We start from the raw sequence: 23177 nt of genomic DNA, 5'->3' as shown, positions 1-23177 counted from the left end.
CCGCATCCCCAATCAACTGTTTTGTTACAATAAGTGGTACAGGAGCATATGCCAATGCTCATCCGGCGTTTTCAGACAATGGCCCCTTCAATTTTCAATGCAAACGCCTCTTTACAAGGCGGCTGTTCCGGTAATTGTATATTAAGACCTTCGGGCGTCTGTTGAAATGGAAGCCGGCCACCGCCCAGCAGGCTCACCTGCGCCACCTTTTCGGCCTTATTACCGGCAGCCAGCGCCTTCACAGGGATGATAAGCCCGTCACCCAACCTTTGATCAGCGTTCTTCTTTTCATGGAATTTATGTTTACTGGTCCTCGTTATAAACCAGGCATCCTTTTTTCAGTCAGCCTCGTACCGATGACTACAAGTTATAGTTGACAAACCAAACTTACTCCGAAATATTTACCAAACATTTGGCTTAATAGGACTTTATTTTATACAAAACCGACTATTTACTGCTTATTTTTATGACAAAATCCTAACATTGGAGGAACAATCGTTTATTAAATATTCCACATGATTAAAAGAGTGCTAAAGCAAACATTCACATTATTGAACGTTGACTATGTAAAGCTTGACTCCGGGTGGAATTACAGAAATGTGATCAGTCCATATTTCAGGATATATTATATCGATGCAGGCGCGGGAGAAATATGGGATGCCTCGGCCAAAGTCAGGCTTGAGTCAGGCTTTCTGTATATCATACCCAGTTTCACCTTATGTAACCTGATATGCCCTGATTATCTCAGCCAATACTTCGTTCAGTTCTTTGAGGAATCGTCGGATGGCATTTCGTTATTTGAAAATAACAGGGTTATTATGAAGGTAAAAGCGACTGAAATGGATATACTGAACTTCAGGCGATTATTGGAAATAAATCCCGGGCGGGGCATTAATCGTTCTGACAACCCGAAAGTTTACGAAAAAAATATTTTCTACAAAGAGTACCAGGAGCTGAATAACCGTCAAAGCCTGTCAACCTTTACAGAAACACATGGTATTCTCCTTCAGTTGGTTTCGCGGTTTCTGACACAGCAGACATTTAAGCACAGGGATACAGGCCATGTGCCGGTTAAAATTTTAAATATCATCAGCTACATTCAGCTGAACCTAAACCGCGACTTATCAGTAACCCTTCTGGCAGAAAAAGCAAACCTGCATACGGATTATTTTTCGCGCCTTTTTCAGCAACACACAGGAGAAAGACCTGTCAAATATGTACATGAAAAAAGAATAGAGCGGGCTCAATACCTGATGCTGACAACCCGGATGACCTTTACTGAAATTGCGGCACAAACAGGTTTTGATAATGTGTTCTATTTCTCCAAAATATTCAAAAAAATCACAGGCGTATCGCCGGGAGCATACAAAAAGCAAATGAATACTATTGGATTTTAAATACAGACAGGGACAGCCTTATCGGCCGCCCCTGCCATGCTACAGATCTGACAGGCTAGAATGCACGTGTGCGGCCGATGTAAATATTTCGTGCCCGCAGATAGGTATCAGCAGTAGGCCCCGGGCTTCCGCTGGAACCCTCCATCTGCATATTGATAATGATGTACATCGGCTTGTCAACAAAATTTGCCGAGTGTTTGGCTTTCCAGACACCGTCAATATAGTAATGGATATCAACGTTGGTGGCGCTGGTTTTGGTGATCCATGCCCTGTAGGTATGCCAGCTGCCCGCATCAGACACCGTCGTCTGCTGCGTTGAAACATCCGAAGGCGTACGGAAGGTGTTCTGCCAATTGACAGCGTTGCCTTTGAATTCCATAATGTCGCTCTCCGGCGGCCAGCTGTTTACCGCAGTAAGCCAGAATGCAGGCCAGGAACCTTTTACAGTAGGAACCTGGAAATCACATTTAACTTCCCAATCCGGGAACTGGTCGTTAACCACCACGTGCGTTTTGGCATGTATAGCCCCTGAGTGGTAATGGATAGGCAACCGGGGATCATGCGGACTGCTTCCTTCATCCCAGTTGATGCGTGTAGCCTTGATGGTTAGTACATTGTTCTGCAGGTAAATATGGTTATGATCCGTGCTGCTGCCATACATCCGGGCGGTGCCGTTATGGTCGCTGCCCCAGGGATACAGGTAGTTCCAGGCCGCTTCAAAAGCCGTGTAACCGGCAAATGTGGATTGGTCCAGTACCGTTTCCCAGGCAGATTCTGTACGTGCTTTGCCGATGGGTGTTTCATTCAATGTGGCGGGCTCACTTTTCCCGCAGGAAAACAGCATCAAGCCAAGTCCTGCCATCAGGAGGTTTGTAACAGGTTTCATAAAGTGGATTTTTAATTTTTTTGGAATATTATCAGTTGTCTGTAGCCATAGTGTATCATTTATTATTAATAAAATCGGGATTCCAGTCATCGCGCCACGGAATAACCGGCAGCTCTTCTTTCCACTCAACCGGCAGCCAGTGATGGAACCCGGAAAACAAATGCCGGTTGCCCGTGAAACATAAGCTCCGCACCTCCTCCGTATATAGGATTTCCAGCCGGCGTCCACGGCCCGAAGGGCTATGCGGCGGTATGCAATGACGCAGCATTTGGGTACAGCCGCTGGTGATTAAATAATAGGTGTTGTTCTTTCGAATAGGCCGGAAGCTGTTAACATACCTGTAAGGACCAGTGATACGGTTATTCACGGCTACGACTATACGCGCAGCTTTATACCCCTCCCCCTTCAGCTCCAGGTGAAACCACATCACATATTTCCCCTTCCTGCAGACGGATTTCAAGGTTTTATGGTATTTTGAGATGAATATAAAACAGGGGTGGACTTGAGAATATTAAGATAAGGAAATTATTATGATCTTAAGTAATAAAAACTACGCTAATGAAAAAGCATCTTTGGCTTTTATTCACCTGCTGCTGTATGCTATACTGCACCAATAGTAAACAACCATCCCAAAAAGTTACAGTCAACTACTCTACTCCCCTGCCAGACACAATAGCGCAGAGGTTCCTTCCCGGCATCGTTTCCTCAGATACGCTTGATTTCAACGCAACCTTTTCTCCGGATGGTAAAACGTTCTATTTTTCAAGGTCGTATAACAGGAAATATATTATTTTCGAAAGTACTCACAACGGGAAAGAATGGGCTTCCCCTGTCCCCTCACCTTTGTTTGACAGCACCTATTCCAATACCGATCCGTTCTTTTCGCGCGAAGGAGATCTCTATTTTATTTCCAACAGACCCCAAGACGCCACCGATACCATCAAAGATTATGACATCTATAAATTACCCATAAACCGCAATGGCCCGGGCAAACCTATACGGCTTAACGACATCAACAGCGACAGCACCGAATACTATGTCAGCCTTTCAGATAACGGCAACATCTACTTTGCCTCCTACCGCGATGGTAACCTAGATCTGTACATGAGCAGGAAAAAAAACGGACACTATGGGAAACCGGTAAGTCTCGGTCCCACCATTAATTCCAGCCACGATGAGCATGACCCGCTTATCGCCCCCGACGAAAGCTGGTTAATCTTCACTTCCGGCAGGCCCGGCGGATTCGGAGAAGCAGACCTGTATATCACCTTCAACAAAAATGGCCAGTGGCAGCAGCCTACGAACATGGGTAACCGGATCAACACAAAAACATATGAGTACTGTCCGAATCTTTCACCGGATGGAAAGTTCTTGTTCTTTAGCAGTGAGAGGGATGTTAAATGGATAAGTAGTCAGATACTAAGGCAATAGAATGCCTTCGGAAGTCATTATCACCCACATCAAGCGCCGTGCTGAATTTTGAGTCCTCGCTTTTGATGTCTTATAACGCCCTCCCAATGAGCAAAGAATACAAAACATCGGAGGCTGGTAATGTCCATGGTAGATATTCTGTATCTTAGTAAAAGCTGATTAACCTGTATAAAGTACGGGAAAGAAATCGGGGTTATACAAAAGGAACTCGACTAAACGCTCAACTAAAAAACAAAACCCCGCGACTAGCGCGAGGTTTGTAAGTTGTCTGTGATCCCGCTGGGACTCGAACCCAGGGCCCATACATTAAAAGTGTATTGCTCTACCAACTGAGCTACGGAATCATTCCCTTTTTCTAAGGGACTGCAAAGATAGGAATATTTACTTTTCTTCCAAATTCTTTGCTAAAAAAATTTTCTATTTCCCTGTAAACATCACTTTGTAGCGGATGAGCGGGTCATCTTTTTCCTGTTCGTCGAACACGTGCAACAGGTAATATTTACCGGCTACCCAGTCGTTGACGGCGTTGTCATAGAACGGGCTACCGGGGTTACCGCTTTGTCCGCCGGGATAGATACCGTATGCTTCTGTTTTATCTGACAGCTGCACGATCATGCGCCAGGAAGGGCCATGGGTCGCTTTGGTGGCGTTGACGATATGCCGTCCGCCGCCGGTGTTGAGGTGCATAGCGCTGAAGGCGGGGATGGCGCGGGAAAGGTGGCGGATAGCGGTGCCGCGGGCTTTACCCAGCTCCAGTTTACCGGCTTTGTTCAGCTCCGCCATGTGAGGAACGATGGTGGCGAAAGCGCCTTGTACGAGGGCTGACAGTGTTTCTTTCTGCGGTGTGTTGATATTATCGACAAAGTGTACGGAGCTGTCGCGCAGCAGCATCAGCAGTGCGGTGGTAGGCTGCGGCATGGCCAGGATAGTGGAATCTTTAGGCTCCAGTTCATCGCGGAAGATGGTATCTGTCAACTGGTCCCAGAAGTTATTGAAGATGGTAGCGGCTTTACTGTCGGCGGAGGCTACGCAGTCCCATTGCGATAGCAGCTGCCAGTAAGGACGCTGTGCGTCGGTGAGGGCGGCGGTATCGATATGTCTGCGGATCAGCGGCATGGCGGTGGCGGCGAACAGGTTTTTGTTATCGTTCTGCAGCGTCATCATATCCTGGGGGGTGATGCCGTTCATCTCGCCGAGGCGGCGGTTGATGCGTTCACCGCGGAAGAGGTCATACTCTGCGCTGTATAGCACATAAGGATAGGTGCTGTCGGTGGCTCGTTGGTTGGCGGAGCTGACGAAGCCGCGTTCCGGGTTTTTGATATGCGGTAGTTCGGCATGCGGGATATATCCCTGCCAGGCGTAGGTGCTGTCGCTGCCCGGCATGATCCATTTACCCTGGTCTTTCCAGCGGAGCGGGTACTGGCCGTTGTGCCAGATGGCGATATCCCCGGCTTTATCGGCGAATACGAAGTTCTGTGCCGGACAGGTGAACGTACGCAGCGCATCGACGTATTCATCGTAATTGCGGGCTTTATTGAGGCGGTAGAAAGTGCGCAGCTCGTTGGACGAGTCCAGCGCTTTCCAGCGCATGGCGAGGAAAGACTGTCCTGCGATTTTTTCCGGGAAAGTATTGTCATAAGCAACGGGACCGAAGACGGTATAGGCCACGGTGTCGTACACTGTGGCGCCGCCGCGTACCTTGATAGCTTCCACCCGCTGTTCTGCCGGGCGGTAGCTGCCGTTGAACAGGTATTCTTTTTTACCGTTGCGGAATTGCATCCGGTAATAGTCTTTCACATCTTCTTCGCCGTTGGTGACGCCCCAGGCGATATGATCATTAAAGCCGATGATGACGCCCGGGGCTCCTGGCAGGGAGGCGCCGTATACGTTCATGCCCGGCGTATGGATCTGCACTTCATACCAGAGGGATGGCAGGCTCAGGCCCAGGTGCGGGTCGCTGCAGAGGATGGGCGCGCCGGAACGTGTTTTGCTGCCGGCGACGGCCCAGTTGTTACTGCCATTCGCAGGATCGGGCTTGTCCTGTTTGAACTTCATGTAAGCCGCGTCGATGGCCAGCACACTGTCGGGCGGCGCCACAGCTTTGGCAGAAGCGGCTGCAAAGGGCGTCCCTTTGGGGATAATGGGGTCCAAAGTATCCTGGAAATCGGGATATAAGAGGTTGAAGTCAGTCATGGAAAACAACCGGCGGGCGTTGGTGTTCTCAAGGTCGTTGCAGAACCCTGCCAGGTCGGCGGACATATACTTGAGCAACAGGGCGGATTTGATCACGTCCCATTTTTCCGGCTTATAGTCGAGGATTTTATACTCTACCGGCAACGAAGCAGGCGTCAGCTGGGCAATGAAAGCGTTCACACCGTCGGCGTAGGAATGGATGGCAGTCCTGGTGGCCGGGTCCGTTTCCATCACGGCCACAGACCGCTCCGCACCATATATCATGCCGTCACGGCGTTTGGACCGGTCGTACCTGATCAGCCCGGGCCCCAGTATCTCCGACAGCCGGCCGGCGGCAGCATAGGTCTGCAACTCCATCTGCCAGAGACGGTCACGCGCGGTGACATAACCTTGTACATAAAAAGCATCAGCTTCATTCTCCGCGAAGATATGCGGCACGGCACGATCATCGTACCATACCTCCACTTTTCCGGTAAGGCCGGGTAATACCATATTTTCATGCGGCCGCTCGCCGATCACTTCGGCATTCTGCCAGAAACCGCTCTGGGGGCTTAACAACTTACCCATTGGGGGAACCTGACCTATCTTGGTGCTGAGCGCATAAGTGAGCGACAGGGTAATTGCTGCGGTGATAACTGCTGGGATGATTCTCATAATAAATAGTAGCTCGGATGTATATATGTAAAATACATCATTTTTGCATCAATCGAGCTAATGCAGCAAGACTTTTATCAACAGGTCTGTTTCGTCGGCGGTGTTGAAGCTGTGCAGCACGATCCGCAGCCTCTCCTCTCCCCTGGCCACCGTAGGATGCAGGATGGCCCGCACGTCCAGTCCGGCGGACTGTAGCATCGCGGCAATGGTACGGGTGTTCTCATTCCCTTTCGTCAGCACGGCCTGTACCGGTGTTTCTCCGGGTAATAACGCCAACGACTGCACGCCGGCCCGGAACTGCCGGACCAAAGCCGTCAGGTGCGCCCGCGCCTCGTCCATATAAGGGAAAAGACTGTAGCTCGCCTGGATAGCCGCAATAGCCGACGACGGCAATGCCGTGGTATAGATAAACGATCTCGAAAAGTTGATCAGATAGTCCCGCAACGTGGCAGACCCCAGTACCACCGCACCATGACAGCCCACCGCTTTCCCGAAAGTATGCACCCGGGCAAAACATGCGTCCTCCAGCCCCAACGCCTGCACCAGTCCCGCTCCGCCCGGACCCACCACTCCGGTGGCATGCGCCTCGTCCACGATCAGATACGCCCCATATTCGTTGCACAACGATACAATGGCCTGCAACGGCGCCATATCACCATCCATGGAATATACCGACTCCACCGCCACAAAACAGTTGCCGCCGGCATTGTTGATCTTTTTACGCAGGTCCTCCATGTCGTTATGCCGGAAGGAATAAGTCTGCGCATGAGACAACCGCATACCGTCGCGGATAGAAGCATGCACCAGCTGGTCATACACCACCGTATCCCCCTTCTGCGGCACACAGGAAAACAGGCCCAGGTTGGCATCGTAACCGGAATTGAAGATCAGCGCAGCATCCGCCCGGTGAAAAGCAGCTAAATCCGCCTCCACGTCATTGATCCACTGATAGTTGCCTGCCAGCAACCGCGAACCGGTACTGCCATGCGATACCGGCCGCTCCTGCTGCAGCTCCCGCACCTTCTCCTGCAAGGCAGCACCACGCGCCAATCCCAGGTAATCATTGGAACAGAAATCAACAAGGGCGCCCGGTAAACGTAACTCCCGGAAAGAATGCTGCTCACGCCGTTGCAGCAACGGCTGCAGTAAAAAGGGCTCTGGACTCCTGTGCATATATGGGCTTTTAGCAAATTAACAGATTCAATACTATCTTCGCACAACAAAAATAATCAATACCAGAAAGCGAAAACATGAGCAAAGTATCCATACTCGGATTAAAATTACCTACCGACCCCCGCTGGGTGAACCTCGCAGCGATCTCACTGCAGGACATCCTCACGGACCATGCCTACTGCGAACAGAAAGCTGCCTCCTCCGCCATCTCCCTCATCCAGCGCAATCCGGAAAGGGAAAGACTGGTACAGGAACTGGCGCCCATCGTTACGGAGGAATGGGGACATTTCCGGCAGGTACTGGCCGAGTTGAAGAAAAGAGGACTCCCGCTGGGCAAACAAAGGAAAGACGACTATGTCAACGCCCTCATGGACAACCGCGTCAAAGGCGGTCATGCCGACGACGCCTTCCTCGACGCCCTCCTCATCTTCGCTCTCATCGAAGCCCGCAGCTGCGAACGGTTCCGGCTCCTCAGCGAAGGACTCGAAGATGAATACCTGCGCGAATTCTATCGCCGCTTCATGATCTCCGAAGCCGGCCACTACCGGCTGTTTATCGATCTGGCCAACGAATATTTCCCGGAAGAAAAAGTGCGCAAAAGATGGGAAGAATGGCTGAAAATGGAAGCCGACATCCTGAAAAACATTGAAGTGCGGGGCGACCGCATGCACTGATATTTTGAATTTTTTTGATTTACGGATTTTATGATTTAGCGGATAATAGCCAACACAACCAAGCCCTCCCAACAATCCCAAAATCCGTAAATCAAAAAATCGAAGATTCTAAAAATTGAACCCTAAATTCACATAAAACTTCAGTTTGCCGGACTGGTCACTGTACATCATAGTAGCCTCTATGGGGCCCAACCGGCTGCTGTAACCGCCTCCCAGCCCGTATCCGGTTAATCCGCTGTATTTATTTTCTGCACCCAGCAGGCTACCGTTGTACAACGCCGCCCCTACCCGTGGTATCGCATAAATATTACGCACCACCTCCCACTGCCACGCCGCCTGTACCGCCGCCACCTTCGAGGAAATCACTTCTCCTTCAAACACTCCCACAAAGGGTACCTGGTTACGGATCATCTTGTTCATACCACCCACAACATAACCACTCACCACCGACTCATTGTAGTTAAAATTCCAACCCACATTACCATCAAACGCCAACGCCGATTTCACCCCCAGCGGCACATAGTATTTGGCATTAACGACCAGTCGCTGATAATTATTAAACCGGATCCCGGCACTGTCCAGGTTCAGCGGCGCCCCCCCATTGTTGACGGTGATACCGGAATGCTGGTTGTAAATGTACCCTCCCTCTATATTCAGCAACACCCCACTGGTAGGATACATCTTACGGTTAAGCGAATTCACCCCCAGGAAAGCATAAGAGTTCAGCTGATTGGTGCTGCCCCTCACTTCCACAAACGGGGAAAACTGCGGTTTGTATTTGATATACTCCCACCGGGTACCGGCGCCAAAAGCAACGTTACCACCGGGAGAATACTGTAGGTTGATGTCTACGTTCGCATATTTATTACGGTATGGCTGCATCTTCGTCAGGTCTTCATCATAAAACGTAAGACCCGTGTTTTCATAATACGCCCCCAGGCCAAAACCAAAATTACGGCTGCGCCCCAGGTATTTGAAATACTGCGCCTCCAGCCGCGGGTTCTCGCTGATAGCCACACTCACAAACGAACGGGAGTTAGGAACGATGAAGTTCCGCTGCGTAAGATTAAGAATAGCACTGGCTCCGGTAAGCGTGTTATAGTTGAGCGCAAACTTCACATACGTCAGCGGGTTCTCTTCCGCCGCGATCTCCATCCTGTATTTACCATACCCCTCGGGATGCAGGTTGTAGGTGATCAGCTTGTAGAAACGCGTACCATACACCCGCTGGATACCCTCGCGCAGTTGCACATTAGTGTAACAGCCGCCGGGCTTCAGGTGCAACCGCTGCAGGAAAAACTTTTCGTCGGAATGTATCAACCCCGACACATGCACGCTGCTCAGTTCCACATCCGCAGCAAAAGGCATCCGGTTAACATTCTCCAGGTGGGCGTTCAGCGAGTCTGCCAGCCGCTTAAACACCGGGTACATAGCCCTCCCCTTTCGCTTACCGACCTCGATGATAGAGTCCACACTGCCAAAAGCCGCAGCAGAATAGCTTTCCAGCTCGTCATTGATCGGGATATAGATATCACACTGTTTACGGGCTTTTTCAAAATCGGCGGCATCTTTATAAAATCCCAGCTGGTACAGGATATCAAAGGGAGTAACCAGTTGATCGGCCTTACGAAGGCCACCGCTCACATTGGAGCCGATCACGATATCCGCACCCATCTCCTTCGCAGTGATAACGGGGAAATTTCGGACCACGCCGCCATCCACCAGTTTGCGGTTCCCTATTTTCACGGCAGTGAAGATGGAAGGGATGGCCATACTGGCACGCATACTCGTCACGATCTCGCCCGAATCCAGCGTCACGATCTGGCCCGTAGCCACATCTGTGGCGATACATTTGAACGGGATATCAAAATGGGTAAAATTCTTTTTATCCTTCACCGGCCAGCTGAGTTTGGCCAGCTCCAGCCACAAAGCCTCCCCGGAAATAACGCCGGAAGCCAGCTTCGGCCGGCCGTATTCAAACGGTATCTCGATAATATATTTGTTATACTCCGCCTTCTCTTCGTAGGAAATATCGGTCAGCACCGGCTGATTGGTGAAAAGACTGTTCCAGTCCAGCCGCCGGGCCACCGCTTCTATAGAATCGCCGGAGTAGCCCATGGCGTAGAGCGCCCCCACGATACTACCCATGCTCGTTCCCGTGAGATAATCGATTTTGAGCCCCGCACTGTCAATGGCTTCGAGGATGCCGATGTGCGCAAGCCCACGGGCGCCGCCACCACTGAGGGTGAGCCCGATCTTAGGTCTGTCAGGGGCAGGCTGCTGCGCCTGTACGCCCATACAGAAAAACAACTGACTGAATAACAATACGAAAATTAGTCTGCCGAAATGTAGTAACTGTCCCTGGTTCATCATAGTTTATTGCAGCTGTTATTAAAGATAAGGCTTTATTCCATTCAAGATTCCTGTCCCCAAACTTGCACCCATAATATTTATTTACTATCTTTTTTGCTTCAACGCACAACCAAAACCCATCGCTTAAAAATTAGCAAATGCAACAAACCGGGACTAAAACCATCTGGCAGGTGATCATGGCCTCTTCTGCCGGTACGCTGATAGAATGGTATGACTTCTACATCTTCGGCAGCCTGTCGGCCATCATTTCTGAAAAATTCTTTCCGCCCAGCAATCCTGAACTGGCGTATATCGCCACACTGGCCACTTTTGCAGTGGGCTTCATTGTAAGGCCTTTTGGCGCCATCGTTTTCGGACGGCTGGGCGACCTGGTAGGCCGCAAATACACCTTCCTCCTCACCCTGCTGATCATGGGCGGCTCTACCTTCGCCATCGGCCTCATACCCAGCTACCATACCATCGGGGTATTGGCGCCCATGCTGGTGTTGATATTACGCTTGTTACAGGGACTGGCACTCGGCGGCGAATACGGCGGCGCGGCCACCTATGTGGCGGAACACTCGCCCAACAACCGCCGCGGCTATTATACCAGCTTCATTCAAACTACGGCCACCCTCGGGCTGTTCGTCTCCCTGGCGGTGATCCTGATCACCCGCTCGGTAATGTCGCCGGCCGATTTTAACAACTACGGCTGGCGTATCCCCTTCCTGCTCTCGGTATTGCTGGTGATCATGTCTTACTATATCCGCATCCGCCTGCAGGAATCCCCGCTGTTCATCCAGATGAAAAAGGAGGGCAAAACATCGGCAAACCCCATCAAGGAAAGCTTTGGCAACAAAGAAAACCTGAAACTGGTGCTGATAGCTCTCTTCGGCGCAGCCATGGGCCAGGGCGTGGTGTGGTATACCGGGCAGTTCTATGCCCTGTCTTTCCTGCAGAAAACGATGAACATCGAATTTGTGCAGTCCAATGTCATCATCGCGCTGGCACTGCTGCTGGGCACGCCGCTGTTTATCTACTTCGGCTCCCTGTCCGATCGCATCGGCCGCAAGAAAATTATGCTGGCAGGCATGCTGATAGCCGCCCTGGCTTATTATCCCATCTATAAAGCCATGGACACTATCGGCGATGTGAAACAGAAAACAGAACTGACAGAACTGTATAAGATTGAAAGCAACCAATCGAAAAATGACGAGGGGCAGTTGGTGCAGCAAACCACCAAAGTTCATACCTATAGCGACGGCAGCATACTGCGCATCAGCGACGGCAAACCGGAACTAACGGTAGACAATACACGGATGATCATGCTGGTACTCCTGATTTTTGTACAGGTAGTGTTCGTGACCATGGTATATGCGCCCATCGCGGCTTTCCTCGTGGAGATGTTCCCTACCAGGATACGGTATACCTCCATGTCGTTACCGTACCATATCGGCAACGGCGTTTTCGGCGGTTTATTACCCACCATTTCCACCATCCTCGTTACCAAAACGGGGAACCACCTGGCGGGACTGATTTATCCTATAGCCGTGGCCGTTATCTGCTTCCTGATAGGCCTGGTATACATCAAAGACAATAAGAATATGGAAATCTAAATAAAAGATTTACGGATTTTTTGATTTACGGATTTTGGGATTTTGGGATTTTGGGGATCATAATGCGAAGACCGACATATCAGACATCTGATTTGATAATAATCTTCGCATTATGATCCCCAAAATCCGTAAATCAAAAAATTTCTACATAAAAAAATCGTGAAGGTCGTTGAGCTGCAGGTATGGGTGCGCCTGCATCAGCTGTTTCACTTTCGCGGCATAAGTGCGGCGGAACTGCTGATGCTGGCCGCTCTCCGGGTTAAACGGCCGGTGCTGCGCCGCCCTGTTGATATCGGCAATGGTATGCAATAGCGGCTGACTGCCGCTGTGGATGGCTGATTTCACAACATGGTCCCACACATAATTGACAGCCGTTTCGTTAGGATGTACCATGTCTTCCTTATAAAAACGGTAATCGCGCAGGTCATCTATCACCAGCTCATAAGCAGGAAAATACCAGAGGCGGGAAAATTTGTTGACCATATGATGCACTGCCTGCAGCAGCACCGCTTTGCTGAGGTTATTTTCCACCACACCATCACGCACATACCGCACCGGGCTGACGGTAAAAAGGATATTCACTTTCCGGTTACGGAAAAACAGCCGGTGCATCATGTTGTCCAACGCGGTCACTATCTCTTCTACCGTCAGCAGTCTTTTGTAGAAACCGGCTGCCGGCACCTTGTGACAGTTGCCCACGAGGTGGCTTCCTTCCTTGAGAAAATAAGCGTGGGCAGAACCCAGCGTCAGCACCAGCCAGTCGGCCTGCTCCAGCGTCTGTATAGCAGCCTGCTGTGAGGCGTTGATCTGCTCCAGTACCGCTTCCGGCGAAGTACCGGAGAAGCGGCTGTGGTGGTCCCAGCTGTGCCAGGTATCCTGGTGCTGAAAGAGGTCTTCCCGGGTATACATTTTGCCGTCCAGGTAGGTGGTCAGCGCCCGGGTAAGGCTCAACGGATTAAAGAGGATGCCATGAGGGTTGAGTAAGGTATTAAAACGGTGCTCCTGCAGTTTAGCCCCTATTTCTTCCGCGAAACAGGAGCCCATGAGCATGACCTTGTCGGTATATTGAATACCCGGCTCGATGGTATCTACCGGGAAACTCAGGTGAAATTGCATGTATTAATCTTTAAACACCACGTCTGCCAGCTGCTGGGCGGCCTGCAGGGCGGTCATATCGAGGTTTAGCGGCGCCTGGCGCTGCTGGCAGAACCAGATCAGGTTTTCAGTGGCCAGGTTGCCCACCAGTTCATCTTTTGCCATAGGACATCCGCCAATACCTTTGATAGCACTGTCGAAACGCCGGCATCCCTGCTCCCAGGCGGCCTGCACTTTCTCTTCCCAGTTGTGCGGGGCAGAATGGAAATGGGCGCCAAACTCCACCCGCGGATAAGCCGGTATCAGGTGGCGGAACAGGCTGGTGATCACGTCCGGCGTAGCCACACCTACGGTATCGGCCAGCGAGATGATGTTGATCTCCATTTTTGCCAGTTCATCTACCCAGCGCAATACGATCTCAGGACTGTAAGGGTCCTCGTAAGGATTACCAAAGCCCATGGAGATGTACACCACCAGCTCCTTGCCGTTTTTGAGGCAGAGCTCCTGCATGGTCTGCACCTGTTCCAGCGATTCGGCAATGGTTTTATTGGTATTTCTGAGCTGAAAGGTTTCAGACACGGAGAACGGGAAACCGAGATAGTTGATTTCCTCATGAATAACAGCCTCTTCTGCGCCCCTTACATTCGCCACAATGGCCAGCATTTTACTGCTGCTGCCGGAGAGGTCCAGCCGGGACAGCACCTCGCGGGTGTCTGCCATCTGCGGAATAGCTTTGGGGGACACAAAACTGCCAAAGTCGAGGGTGTCGAAACCTACTTTGAGCAAAGCTTGCAGGTAGTTTACCTTTTCTTCCGTGCTGATCATCCTGTGCCATCCCTGCATGGCATCACGCGGACATTCGATTAACTTCATCAATTACGAATTACGGATTACGAATTACGAATTGTGGTCTGTTCAGTATGTAGAATACCCAAACTTACAAAGAATTCGTAATTCGTAATCCGTAATTCGTAATTAACTGCGTTGTTTCATCGCCTCGTAGAGGATGATCCCTGCGGCCACAGATACGTTGAACGATTCGAAGTTGCCCGCCATAGGAATGCGGAACAATACATCAGATGCTTTTATCAGCGCGGGATATACGCCTTTATCTTCAGAGCCCATGATCACGGCCACCGGTTCCCGGAGGTCGCAGTCGTAAAGCTTTATTTCAGTTTCCATTTCACTGGAGAGGACTTTGATACCGTTGAGATGCAGGGTATCAATCGCCTTCAGGAGGCTGTTGACCCGGCAGATCGCTATTTTTTCGAGCGCACCTGCGGAAGACTTCATGGCTTCCTCGTTGAGGGCCGCGATACCTTTGTCGGGGATAATAATCGCCTGGGCGCCACAACACACCGCGCTGCGGGCAATGGCGCCGATATTGCGGACATCCGTAATACCGTCGAGTATAAGAAAGAGTGGTGTTTCTCCCTGATCAATCACATGGGAGATCACATCCTGTAAATCGAGATAGGAAACCTGGCCGGTGAGAGCGATAACACCCTGGTGGTTGGCCTGGGTGAGACCATTGAGCTTTTCTACCGGCACTACATTGATGGGAATATTACCGAGCGCCGCTTTTTCTTTGATCTGAGGGATAATATCGCCGGTGGCGGAGCGCAGCATGTAGATACGTTCTATCGGTTTGCCGCTGCTGAGGGCTTCCATCACCGGTTGCCGGCCGATAATCAGGGATGACTGCTTCGGACGCGGGCTGGCGAACTTTTTGGGACCGCCTGATCTTCTTTCACCTTTGAAAGCGTTAAATTTTCTTTCCATTTGCTGCAAAGAAACGCTTTTTCTGTCAATCCAGCTCCCCTTCCAGCATCATCAGCTTTATTTTCTGGATAGCGACAACAGAGATAGAATCTGTGATATCATAGTTTTTAACCATCTGATAGACTTCCTCAAACGGTAGTTTTTTCACGACCAGCTCTTCCGTGTCTTCCGGTTCTGCCGTCCGCTGTTCCAGCTCCCTGGCAAGGAACACCACGCCGGTTTCATCTGTCACGGAATTGGACACTGCCAGCTCGCAGATCACGTCCCAGCGGTTGGCCACCAGCCCGGTCTCTTCCAGCAATTCCCTTTTGGCGGTTTCCAGCGGCACTTCTCCCAGCGGACCACCGCCTTCCGGTATCTCCCAGCTGAACTTCTTCAGCGGAAAACGGTACTGCCCTACGAGATAAGTGTTCTGTTGATCATCCAGTGCAATGACGCCGATAGCCAGGTTCTTGAAATGCACTACGCCGTAGATACCAGGGCCGCCGGCAGGATTTAATCCCTCATGATGGATCACCTGTATCCATTTATTATCGTATCTGACCTCGCTGGAATGGATCGTCCAGGGATTCTTTGTTGTGTCCATCCTGCAAAGAAAAGGAAAATACCTTTAGAGCGTCAGGTAAAAATAGAAGGAGTTGGTGTCTTTGCGGAAGCCTTTGGACTGATACAGCTTCTGGGCGCCGGTATTGGCTACATAGGTCTGTAACATCACCCAGGCGGCATCTGTTTTCCGGCCATGTTCCACGGCGGCATCTACCAGCGCGCTGCCGGCGCCTTTGCCCCGGTGTTCGTCCAGCACATATACATCGTTGAGCAACCATCCCCGCTTCATGCCCAGCGAGGTAAACAAAGGATACAACTGGGCAAAACCCACGATCTCATCTTTGTCAAAAACAATGTAAATCACGCTGTCCTGTTGTTTGATCCTTTCACTGATAAATGCCAGCGCCCCTTTGAAGTTCGGCGCCTGATCAAAATAACTGCGGTATGCATCGAATAATACGGCTACTTCGTTGGTGTGCATGGCTGTTGCCTGGACGACTTCCATAAGATCTGATTTATGTTTGCGGGATAACCTGTCCTTAAATTTAGCACATTTCAATCTTACAAAAAAAAGATGCTCATCCGGTGAAAACCGGGGCGAGCATCGGACTCTTAACTTCTACCTTAAATATTTATTGCAACTGTTTCTGTTTGTTTTTATTCACGGCATCATTTACCAGGTACACGCCGCCAACGGTCACCAGGCTGCACAACCCCATGAGCCATGTGAGGTTCTCTTTCAGCAGCACCCAGCCCAGCAATACCGCCACAATGGGGTTGATGTAGGCATACACCGACGCCAGCGATGGCGGCAGGTTATTCAGCGTAAACACGTACGCGGAATAACTGAGGATAGAACCTACCAGGATGAGATATAACAAGCTTTCCCACAATTCCGCGGTGAAACTGCCGGCATCCAGCTGCTGCCTCATGAAAAGCGTAGCGATCAGCAACATCACGATACCGCTGAACAGCATCTGGAAACCTGCGCCGAAGAGATAATTCACCCCCAGCGCCCACTTGGCGGTCAATACGGAGCCCAGCGCCCAACAGATACAGGCGAAGATGGACAACATAATGCCGAAGCGGAAATCCGGGTTCATGAGGCTCGACAAATAGTTATAGAAGATGCCTGCCACGCCGGCAAATCCCAGTAGCATGCCCACCAGCAGCTGTATGCTGATACGCGTTTTCTTCACCAGGAAATAACTGAAGATGGTGATCCAGATAGGTACGGTGGCACTGATCACCGCCCCCAACCCGCTGGGAATATATTGCATGGCCCATGTCATGAGGCCGTTGCTGCCCACCAGCATCAGCAGGCCCATTACAAAAAGTTTGGACAATACGATTTTTTCCGGCAGCTTATACCCTCTCAGGAGGAAGAAACCGGTGAGCAGTAACCCGGCAGTACCCTGCCTGAGACCGGCCAGCATAATCCCGTGAATATGACGGACGCCGATTCGTGAAGCCAGATACGTGGTTCCCCAAAAGATACTTACGATAGCCAACGCGATGTACGCATTGGTGCTTGGTTTACGCATATGTATGTTGATTCAGAACGGTAGCAGCAACTTCTTTCATGGTCTGATAGGCCAGCTGTATATCGTTGGCCGTGGTGCGCCAGTTGACCAGCGCCGCGCGGATAGCTGGCTGACCGGCATACACCGTGCGTGTCATGCACACCGCGCCGGAGGCGTTCAGCGCCTGCAGGAACCGGTTCACCGCAACCTCCTGTTCTTCTTCCGGCACATTCAGGGTGAAACACGTCACACACATCCTCACGGGCGCCAATAAACGAAAAGCAGGATCTTTCTCCAGCAGATCGCCCAGTCGTTGCGCCAGCGCCACATTCTCCTCCACGATATGCCGGTAGCCATCCTTACCATAGGCCATCAGCGTAAACCAGGCCGGCAAGGCGCGCATACGGCGGGAGTTCTCCGGTACGTAATTGATGTAGTTGAAATTTTCTGCGGGATCGCCCAGGTAAGCGGCGCCCGCATTCTGGAACACCTCCACCTGCAGTCCCGGATGACGGGAGAAAATCATCGCCGCATCATAAGGCACGTTCAGCCATTTGTGCGCATCGATGGTGATGGAGTCTGCCTGTTCCCAGCCATTCAGTAAGTGCCGGTAATGCTCACTGCAGGCGGCAAATCCGCCGAAAGCGGCATCTATATGTAACCAGAAAGCATATTGTTTTTTCAGTTCCACGATGGCGGCGATATCATCGAAATCCACCGTGTTCACCGTACCGGCGCTGGCCACATAAATCACCGGCTGTCCCTTCCGCGATTCCAGGTAAGCACGCAGTGCGTCGATGTCAACGCTCTCCCTTCCCGGCAGCGCCGGTATCTTTACCACATTATCGCGGCCCAGCCCCAGCATGGCCATAGACTTGGTGATACTGGAATGCGGCACACAGGAAACCACCTGCAGGTCCTGCAATCCGGCCATGCCCTGTTTGCCGATATCAATACCCCGCTGCTGCCCCAGCCATTGCCGGCCCAGCGCCAGACCAGTGAGATTGGCCATGGTGGCGCCGGTAACGAAACAGCCCAGGAATGCTTCCGGCAACCCGAACAGCTGCTTCAATAAAGCAATGGTTTCCGTTTCTATGGCAAAAGCAGCAGAACCTTTATCAGATGCGTTCAAATCCATGGTGGCCGCGAGCCAGTCGCCCATCAGCGCGGCCGGCGTTACACCTCCCGTCACAAAACCCCAGTAGCGCGGACCTGTCCCCGCCGTGATGGCATTGCCATACTGCTGCCGGAACAGCTCCAGCGCAGCCACCCCGCCCACTCCCTCTGCCGGCAACGTTTGCCGGACAGGCATGTCAATTATTTTGTCCGCCGCCAGCCTGTCAAGAGAGGATAAAAATTTACTGCTGAATTCTTTGGTCAACTGTAGCAGGCGGTCCGTATGTTTTAAATCTTCCTGGAGCTTCATCATGTGGCGGTTTAATCGGGAGTGGATAGGTTCATTGTTTTCAAGCCTCAAAATTGCACATAAAATAAATCTTAAAACAGATCCAGTTTTGTGTTTTTTGAGCATATCAGATTGCCAGGACTAAAGTTCAGTGAAATATCGCGCTGCATTAATCAGCAGCAGTTTTAAATCCGACCTGTATAAATATATGGCGGCAGCCATCAACCGAAGGTCACATCTATGCCTTATTATTAATGGAATGCCGGATCATGTTCACATTTTCGTGCGGATGCATCCTGCTGAATCTCTTTCTTCTTTGGTGCAGATCATCAAAGGTTCTTCGTCTAAATGGATCAATCATTATTATCCGTCGCCACAACCATTTAGATGGCAGGAAGGCTATGGAGCCTTCTCCTATTCTAAATCTCAAATTCCCGGAGTAGTACAATACATCAAGAACCAGGAACAACACCATCGGCATCAATCATTTTTAGCAGCATACCAAAACATGCTGAACAAATACGATATTATTCCTGATGCTTCAAATCCACTACGACGTCCATGTTAAATTCATGCGGCTGATCCGGGAAATAACAGTTCTTTCATTTAGACAAATAACTATTGTCACCCGGGGCTTAAGCCCCGGGTTGCTGAAAACAAATCCAGCCGCTCATGTTCCAGCAGCCATCTTTTGCGCCATAACCCGCCGGCATAGCCTACCAGCATACCGTTGGCGCCGATAACGCGGTGACAGGGAACAATAATGGCCAGCTGGTTTTTACCATTGGTGGTACCTACCGCCCGGATACTTTTCGGGTTGCCGATACGATGGGCCAGCTGCAGATAGGAGATGGTCTGGCCAAAAGGAATATGTGTCAGTTGTTCCCACACCGTTTGCTGGAAATCGGTACCGGGTTGCCGGATGGGCAGCTCAAATATTTTGCGTTCGCCGGCAAAATATTCATGCAGCTGCTGCGCGCATTCGAGCAACAGATGCGGCGGTTGAGGGAAAACAGTTTCCGGTTCCTCCGTAAAGTTAACAGCCTGTATATATTCATCGGTGCCGCTGATCAGCAGCGGGCCAACGGGAGTATCTATACGCAGATGAGCAAGTTCCATATCAAACATTTAACGGGGGTAATAAAGAGCGCCACAGATAGAAAACGGCGTAGGCCGCATGTTGTTGCCACGGACGGGTATATTCCTGCAGCGCCGCCATAGACGGCTTCGCCGGCAGCTGCAAGCGTTGCCGGACAGCATTCTGCAGCCCTGCATCCTCCAGCAGCACGGCCTGCGGGAAACGGCTGTATTTCATCAGCGTGTAATTGGCCGACCAGTTGCCAATGCCTTTCAGGGCTACCAGGCGATCGCGCGCAGCAGCGTAATCCAGCGGCGCCAGCACCTGCTCCGACAGTTGCCCGCTGGCCATCACTGTAGCCGTTTCCACCAGGTACTGCGCCTTGCTGCGGGAAAACTGCATCGGTGTCAGCACTTCGGGCGTTAGTGACGCGATGACGGCAGGATGCGGGTACAGGTAATAATCCGTCCCGTCTACCTGCTGGTGATAACCGAAATGCCGGATAAAACGTTGCCGCAGCGTATAGGCGAAAGAGAGATTGATCTGCTGCCCGATGATAGGCCAGGTAACCGCTTCAAACAAGTCGGGCATGCCCACCAGCCGCAGGCCGCGGTATTCGGCAGCAAGACCGCGCAGCAAAGGGTCGGTCTGCGTGTAAGCATAAAAATCACCCAGGTCGGCATCCAGATGAAGCCAACGGGTCACAAAATCCTGTATGTCTTTTTCGGGAAACATCACGCCGGCAGGCGCCAGCACGGTTGCTTCGAGATAAGCAGCATCACCGCCCTGCGCTATCTCCACCACTACCGGTTCCCCTCCCGCCAGCAACATCCTGCGCAGCTTTCCGTCAACAATATAATGTAAACACTCTTTGTCCGACCTGCCCAGGAAATGCAGGCATTCCTGAAAAGAAAAATTGGCAGGATCATTCACTGGTATCTTTATCTTTTGCCTGATCATATACAAAATTACTGAAACCGGTAAAAGTCACCACCCGATTCTTGTCATTTTGGGATTAATCAAAAAATCCCTACATGATGCGGGTGCGGGAGGTAACCACAATGCGGTTCCAGGCGTTGATCACTACAATGGCCAAAGTGATCACCGCCACCTCCTCTTTGGTGAAAACAGCGGTGGCTGCCGCGTACACCTCATCCGGCACATGGGTGTCGGCCAGCAGGGTCACAGACTCCGTGAGCGCCAGCGCCGCCCGCTCTGTTTCCGTGAAGAAAGGCGCTTCCCGCCATGCATTGAGGCTGTAAATACGCTGCTCTGTTTCCCCGGCAGCCCGCGCATCCCGCGTGTGCATATTGATACAATACGCACAACTGTTGATCTGCGATGCTCTTATTTTGATGAGTGCATACAATGTCTTATCGATATCGCTTTTCTTCAGCGCCTCTTCCATGCCCAACATAGCCTGAAAGCCCGCAGGGAAAAGCTTTGAAATGTCCATTCTCGGTTCCATGTCCGTCAGTTTTTATGCATGATAAAAAAATTGTTCGCGGATGATCCGGCCATGCCGTACTTCATACACGATAATTTCATTGCGCGTACGGCGGCCGATCCCTTTTATCGTCAGCTCCGAATGAAACTGTACCGCAAAATATCCGTCTGCCACCACCGGATCGGATATCTCCAGCAGGTGGATGGTTTCTATGTTATCAAGAAAAGCCTGCTCTTTGGCCATGATGGCGTTGCGGCCACGGACCACCCGGCCATCGGCCTCTATATTGAGACAGTCTTCATGCAACAGGGTAGACTGCGCCTCCAGGAATTTCCATTCCCGGCAAAGCGCTACCAGCTGCTGTGCTAATGCGTGGATAGTAGTATTCATATACATTGATTACTACAAAATAATCACAAAAACAGACGCCAGAACAGACACAGAATTAATTACTTTTAACCATAACAGATTTTATTTTCGGGAGATGAATAACAGGAAAGATTTTTTATACCAGCAGCTGGCTGACAAGATCGAGACCATGATCATCAACGGCAGCTATCGTATCGGCGATAAGCTGCCGTCTTTACGCAGCCTGCATGCCAGGCATGGCATCAGCATCAGTACCGCCCTGCAGGTATACCTGCACCTCGAAAGAAAAGGCTGGGTGGAAGCGCGCGAAAAATCGGGGTACTACGTCAGCTATTCCCGGCAGCAGCTACCGCAGCTACCGGACATCTCTGCACCCTCCCGCACGGCAGCGCTGGTAAAAGTCAGCGAACGCGTGTCGCTGGTTCGCCATACCATCAGCCGCAAAGGCGTCGTGTCGCTGATAGGCGCCCAGCCACACATCAGCCTGCTGCCGGTGGAGAAACTGAACAAAGCGTTACGACAGGTGGCACGCGAAGAAAAAAATGCGTATATCCCTTACGGTGATATTGACGGTCACCTGCCGCTACGCCGGCATATAGCGCGGCTGTCGCTGGCATGGGGCGGCAGCGTGGCGGCAGAAGATATCCTCGTCACCAACGGCGCCATCGAAGCAGCGACGCTGTGCCTGCGGGCCGTCGCCAAAGCGGGAGACACCATCGCCATCGAATCGCCTACGTTCGCGGGACTGCTGCAGGCCATCGAGAACCTGGGCATGAAAGCCCTCGAAATACCGACAGACCCGGTAACAGGCATCTGCCTCGATGAACTGGAGACCGCTTTTCGTAAAAAGAAAGTAGCGGCCTGCCTCATCGTCAGCAATTACAACAATCCCCTGGGCAGCTGCATGCCCGACAGTCACAAACAACAGCTGGCGCAGCTGATAGATAAATACCAGGTACCGCTCATCGAAGATGATGCCTACGGCGATCTGCATTTCAACCCGGAACGGCCCCGTACCATCAAAAGTTATGACCGCTCCGACCTCGTGCTTTACTGTTCCTCTTTCTCCAAAAGCATCGCCGCCGGCATGCGCATAGGCTGGCTCATCAGCCGGCGCTACCATGAGCCGCTCACCCGGCTGAAGTTCATGTCTTCCGCCAGTACCGGGCACTTACCGCAACTGGTGCTCACCCGCTTTTTAGATCATCAGCGGATGGACCTGCACCTGAAACCGCTGCGGCAGGCGCTCCGCACCCAGCAGGCACAGATCAGCCGTGCCATACAACAGTATTTCCCCGCCGACACAAGGCTTACACGACCCGAAGGCGGCCTTAGCCTGTGGGTGGTGCTGCCGCCGAAAGCGGATGCATGGGAACTGCACCGCAAAGCGCTGCAGCAGCAAATTGCGTTTACTCCCGGCAGCCTGTTCACCAGCCAGCAACAGTACAATAACTGCCTGCGCCTGAGCAACGCCAACCCATTTGACGACGACCAGCAGTGGGCCATCCAAACTATCGGTAAACTGGTCCGGCAGCAACTGGACAGCCGCAGATAAA

The 23177-nt window shown here is 51.4% G+C and carries 23 protein-coding genes and 1 tRNA gene; 6 read left to right on the top strand and 18 right to left on the bottom strand.

Annotated elements, in window-relative coordinates:
• Positions 1–71 precede the first annotated feature (71 nt).
• Positions 72–266, bottom strand: a complete 195-nt coding sequence (locus B5D63_RS07420) for a hypothetical protein (protein ID WP_078668078.1) — start codon at positions 264–266, stop codon at positions 72–74.
• A 249-nt stretch (positions 267–515) separates the two neighbouring features.
• On the opposite strand from B5D63_RS07420, the gene B5D63_RS07415 reads away from it, so the two are divergent.
• Entirely contained in the window at positions 516–1397 is an 882-nt protein-coding gene (locus B5D63_RS07415; protein WP_078668077.1) for a helix-turn-helix domain-containing protein, read from the top strand.
• 55 nt (positions 1398–1452) lie between these two features.
• On the opposite strand, the gene B5D63_RS07410 is transcribed toward B5D63_RS07415, so the two are convergent.
• Complete coding sequence (locus tag B5D63_RS07410) at positions 1453–2283, bottom strand: LamG domain-containing protein (protein ID WP_078668076.1); 831 nt, start codon at positions 2281–2283, stop codon at positions 1453–1455.
• Positions 2284–2338: 55 nt separating this feature from the next.
• Positions 2339–2743 carry a hypothetical protein gene (locus tag B5D63_RS35260; protein ID WP_078668075.1) on the bottom strand — a complete coding sequence of 135 codons (405 nt, stop codon included), beginning with the start codon at positions 2741–2743 and terminating at the stop codon, positions 2339–2341.
• Between the two features lie 98 nt (positions 2744–2841).
• On the opposite strand from B5D63_RS35260, the gene B5D63_RS07400 reads away from it, so the two are divergent.
• A complete protein-coding gene (locus B5D63_RS07400) occupies positions 2842–3714 on the top strand; it encodes a TolB family protein (RefSeq protein ID WP_078668074.1) in 873 nt (290 codons plus the stop codon).
• 271 nt (positions 3715–3985) lie between these two features.
• On the opposite strand, the gene B5D63_RS07395 is transcribed toward B5D63_RS07400, so the two are convergent.
• From B5D63_RS07395 to B5D63_RS07385, 3 genes are all read right to left on the bottom strand, one after another.
• Positions 3986–4058 (bottom strand) — tRNA-Lys (locus B5D63_RS07395).
• Between the two features lie 73 nt (positions 4059–4131).
• Positions 4132–6561, bottom strand: a complete 2430-nt coding sequence (locus B5D63_RS07390; RefSeq protein WP_078668073.1) for a penicillin acylase family protein — start codon at positions 6559–6561, stop codon at positions 4132–4134.
• Between the two features lie 57 nt (positions 6562–6618).
• Positions 6619–7734, bottom strand: a complete 1116-nt coding sequence (locus tag B5D63_RS07385) for an aminotransferase class I/II-fold pyridoxal phosphate-dependent enzyme (RefSeq protein WP_078668072.1) — start codon at positions 7732–7734, stop codon at positions 6619–6621.
• Positions 7735–7811: 77 nt separating this feature from the next.
• Here B5D63_RS07385 and miaE point away from each other — a divergent pair, with 77 nt between their 5' ends.
• A complete protein-coding gene (gene miaE / locus B5D63_RS07380; protein WP_078668071.1) occupies positions 7812–8408 on the top strand; it encodes a MiaE family protein in 597 nt (198 codons plus the stop codon).
• 108 nt (positions 8409–8516) lie between these two features.
• Here miaE and B5D63_RS07375 read toward each other — a convergent pair whose 3' ends face one another.
• The gene (locus tag B5D63_RS07375; RefSeq protein ID WP_078668070.1) at positions 8517–10781 is read right to left on the bottom strand and encodes a patatin-like phospholipase family protein; all 2265 of its coding nucleotides are present in this window, start codon (positions 10779–10781) and stop codon (positions 8517–8519) included.
• Between the two features lie 137 nt (positions 10782–10918).
• Between B5D63_RS07375 and B5D63_RS07370 the strand changes: the two genes are divergently transcribed.
• A complete protein-coding gene (locus B5D63_RS07370) occupies positions 10919–12376 on the top strand; it encodes an MFS transporter (protein WP_078668069.1) in 1458 nt (485 codons plus the stop codon).
• 144 nt (positions 12377–12520) lie between these two features.
• Here B5D63_RS07370 and B5D63_RS07365 read toward each other — a convergent pair whose 3' ends face one another.
• The 7 genes from B5D63_RS07365 to B5D63_RS07335 all read right to left on the bottom strand — a co-directional run bounded on the left by B5D63_RS07365 (position 12521) and on the right by B5D63_RS07335 (position 18751).
• Positions 12521–13492: a GSCFA domain-containing protein gene (locus B5D63_RS07365; protein WP_078668068.1), complete on the bottom strand. Its 972-nt coding sequence runs from the start codon at positions 13490–13492 to the stop codon at positions 12521–12523.
• A 3-nt stretch (positions 13493–13495) separates the two neighbouring features.
• A complete protein-coding gene (locus B5D63_RS07360) occupies positions 13496–14344 on the bottom strand; it encodes a hydroxymethylglutaryl-CoA lyase (protein ID WP_078668067.1) in 849 nt (282 codons plus the stop codon).
• Positions 14345–14446: 102 nt separating this feature from the next.
• Positions 14447–15253 carry a 23S rRNA (guanosine(2251)-2'-O)-methyltransferase RlmB gene (gene rlmB, locus B5D63_RS07355; RefSeq protein ID WP_078668066.1) on the bottom strand — a complete coding sequence of 269 codons (807 nt, stop codon included), beginning with the start codon at positions 15251–15253 and terminating at the stop codon, positions 14447–14449.
• A 25-nt stretch (positions 15254–15278) separates the two neighbouring features.
• Complete coding sequence (locus B5D63_RS07350; RefSeq protein ID WP_078668065.1) at positions 15279–15839, bottom strand: NUDIX domain-containing protein; 561 nt, start codon at positions 15837–15839, stop codon at positions 15279–15281.
• A gap of 24 nt (positions 15840–15863) precedes the next feature.
• The gene (locus B5D63_RS07345) at positions 15864–16304 is read right to left on the bottom strand and encodes a GNAT family N-acetyltransferase (protein ID WP_078668064.1); all 441 of its coding nucleotides are present in this window, start codon (positions 16302–16304) and stop codon (positions 15864–15866) included.
• A gap of 127 nt (positions 16305–16431) precedes the next feature.
• Positions 16432–17343 carry an EamA family transporter gene (locus B5D63_RS07340; RefSeq protein ID WP_078668063.1) on the bottom strand — a complete coding sequence of 304 codons (912 nt, stop codon included), beginning with the start codon at positions 17341–17343 and terminating at the stop codon, positions 16432–16434.
• A complete protein-coding gene (locus B5D63_RS07335; RefSeq protein WP_078668062.1) occupies positions 17336–18751 on the bottom strand; it encodes a pyridoxal phosphate-dependent decarboxylase family protein in 1416 nt (471 codons plus the stop codon). Before B5D63_RS07335 ends, B5D63_RS07340 begins: the two co-directional genes overlap by 8 nt.
• Before the next feature lie 127 nt (positions 18752–18878).
• Here B5D63_RS07335 and tnpA point away from each other — a divergent pair, with 127 nt between their 5' ends.
• Positions 18879–19295: an IS200/IS605 family transposase gene (gene tnpA, locus B5D63_RS07330; protein ID WP_078668061.1), complete on the top strand. Its 417-nt coding sequence runs from the start codon at positions 18879–18881 to the stop codon at positions 19293–19295.
• Positions 19296–19351: 56 nt separating this feature from the next.
• Here tnpA and B5D63_RS07325 read toward each other — a convergent pair whose 3' ends face one another.
• The 4 genes from B5D63_RS07325 to B5D63_RS34585 all read right to left on the bottom strand — a co-directional run bounded on the left by B5D63_RS07325 (position 19352) and on the right by B5D63_RS34585 (position 21642).
• Entirely contained in the window at positions 19352–19846 is a 495-nt protein-coding gene (locus B5D63_RS07325; RefSeq protein WP_200816927.1) for a methylated-DNA--[protein]-cysteine S-methyltransferase, read from the bottom strand.
• A gap of 1 nt (position 19847) precedes the next feature.
• A complete protein-coding gene (locus tag B5D63_RS07320) occupies positions 19848–20765 on the bottom strand; it encodes a DNA-3-methyladenine glycosylase family protein (protein WP_078668059.1) in 918 nt (305 codons plus the stop codon).
• 70 nt (positions 20766–20835) lie between these two features.
• Positions 20836–21273: a carboxymuconolactone decarboxylase family protein gene (locus B5D63_RS07315; protein ID WP_078668058.1), complete on the bottom strand. Its 438-nt coding sequence runs from the start codon at positions 21271–21273 to the stop codon at positions 20836–20838.
• Positions 21274–21285: 12 nt separating this feature from the next.
• Positions 21286–21642 (bottom strand): nuclear transport factor 2 family protein, encoded by a 357-nt coding sequence (locus B5D63_RS34585; protein ID WP_159455922.1) that lies wholly within the window; start codon positions 21640–21642, stop codon positions 21286–21288.
• A 94-nt stretch (positions 21643–21736) separates the two neighbouring features.
• On the opposite strand from B5D63_RS34585, the gene B5D63_RS07305 reads away from it, so the two are divergent.
• A complete protein-coding gene (locus B5D63_RS07305; protein ID WP_159455921.1) occupies positions 21737–23176 on the top strand; it encodes an aminotransferase-like domain-containing protein in 1440 nt (479 codons plus the stop codon).
• Position 23177 lies beyond the last annotated feature (1 nt).

The organism is Chitinophaga eiseniae, from assembly GCF_900167135.1.
Lineage (GTDB): Bacteria > Bacteroidota > Bacteroidia > Chitinophagales > Chitinophagaceae > Chitinophaga > Chitinophaga eiseniae.
The sequence above is the reverse complement of the archived record's forward strand: the minus strand, read 5'-3'. Positions and strand labels throughout refer to the sequence as shown.

What these genes read in the sequence shown, in the direction of transcription:
- B5D63_RS07360 (WP_078668067.1), bottom strand. Translation starts at nt 14,344, where the DNA reads ATGAAGTTAATCGAATGTCCGCGTGATGCCATGCAGGGATGGCACAGG.
- B5D63_RS07320 (WP_078668059.1), bottom strand. Translation starts at nt 20,765, where the DNA reads ATGATCAGGCAAAAGATAAAGATACCAGTGAATGATCCTGCCAATTTT.
- B5D63_RS07350 (WP_078668065.1), bottom strand. Translation starts at nt 15,839, where the DNA reads ATGGACACAACAAAGAATCCCTGGACGATCCATTCCAGCGAGGTCAGA.
- B5D63_RS07365 (WP_078668068.1), bottom strand. Translation starts at nt 13,492, where the DNA reads ATGCAATTTCACCTGAGTTTCCCGGTAGATACCATCGAGCCGGGTATT.
- B5D63_RS07410 (WP_078668076.1), bottom strand. Translation starts at nt 2,283, where the DNA reads ATGAAACCTGTTACAAACCTCCTGATGGCAGGACTTGGCTTGATGCTG.
- B5D63_RS07305 (WP_159455921.1), top strand. Translation starts at nt 21,737, where the DNA reads ATGAATAACAGGAAAGATTTTTTATACCAGCAGCTGGCTGACAAGATC.
- B5D63_RS34585 (WP_159455922.1), bottom strand. Translation starts at nt 21,642, where the DNA reads ATGAATACTACTATCCACGCATTAGCACAGCAGCTGGTAGCGCTTTGC.
- B5D63_RS07375 (WP_078668070.1), bottom strand. Translation starts at nt 10,781, where the DNA reads ATGATGAACCAGGGACAGTTACTACATTTCGGCAGACTAATTTTCGTA.
- B5D63_RS07340 (WP_078668063.1), bottom strand. Translation starts at nt 17,343, where the DNA reads ATGCGTAAACCAAGCACCAATGCGTACATCGCGTTGGCTATCGTAAGT.
- rlmB (WP_078668066.1), bottom strand. Translation starts at nt 15,253, where the DNA reads ATGGAAAGAAAATTTAACGCTTTCAAAGGTGAAAGAAGATCAGGCGGT.
- B5D63_RS07385 (WP_078668072.1), bottom strand. Translation starts at nt 7,734, where the DNA reads ATGCACAGGAGTCCAGAGCCCTTTTTACTGCAGCCGTTGCTGCAACGG.
- B5D63_RS07325 (WP_200816927.1), bottom strand. Translation starts at nt 19,846, where the DNA reads ATGGAACTTGCTCATCTGCGTATAGATACTCCCGTTGGCCCGCTGCTG.
- B5D63_RS07400 (WP_078668074.1), top strand. Translation starts at nt 2,842, where the DNA reads ATGAAAAAGCATCTTTGGCTTTTATTCACCTGCTGCTGTATGCTATAC.
- B5D63_RS07315 (WP_078668058.1), bottom strand. Translation starts at nt 21,273, where the DNA reads ATGGAACCGAGAATGGACATTTCAAAGCTTTTCCCTGCGGGCTTTCAG.
- B5D63_RS07415 (WP_078668077.1), top strand. Translation starts at nt 516, where the DNA reads ATGATTAAAAGAGTGCTAAAGCAAACATTCACATTATTGAACGTTGAC.
- B5D63_RS07335 (WP_078668062.1), bottom strand. Translation starts at nt 18,751, where the DNA reads ATGATGAAGCTCCAGGAAGATTTAAAACATACGGACCGCCTGCTACAG.
- B5D63_RS07370 (WP_078668069.1), top strand. Translation starts at nt 10,919, where the DNA reads ATGCAACAAACCGGGACTAAAACCATCTGGCAGGTGATCATGGCCTCT.
- miaE (WP_078668071.1), top strand. Translation starts at nt 7,812, where the DNA reads ATGAGCAAAGTATCCATACTCGGATTAAAATTACCTACCGACCCCCGC.
- B5D63_RS07390 (WP_078668073.1), bottom strand. Translation starts at nt 6,561, where the DNA reads ATGAGAATCATCCCAGCAGTTATCACCGCAGCAATTACCCTGTCGCTC.
- B5D63_RS07345 (WP_078668064.1), bottom strand. Translation starts at nt 16,304, where the DNA reads ATGGAAGTCGTCCAGGCAACAGCCATGCACACCAACGAAGTAGCCGTA.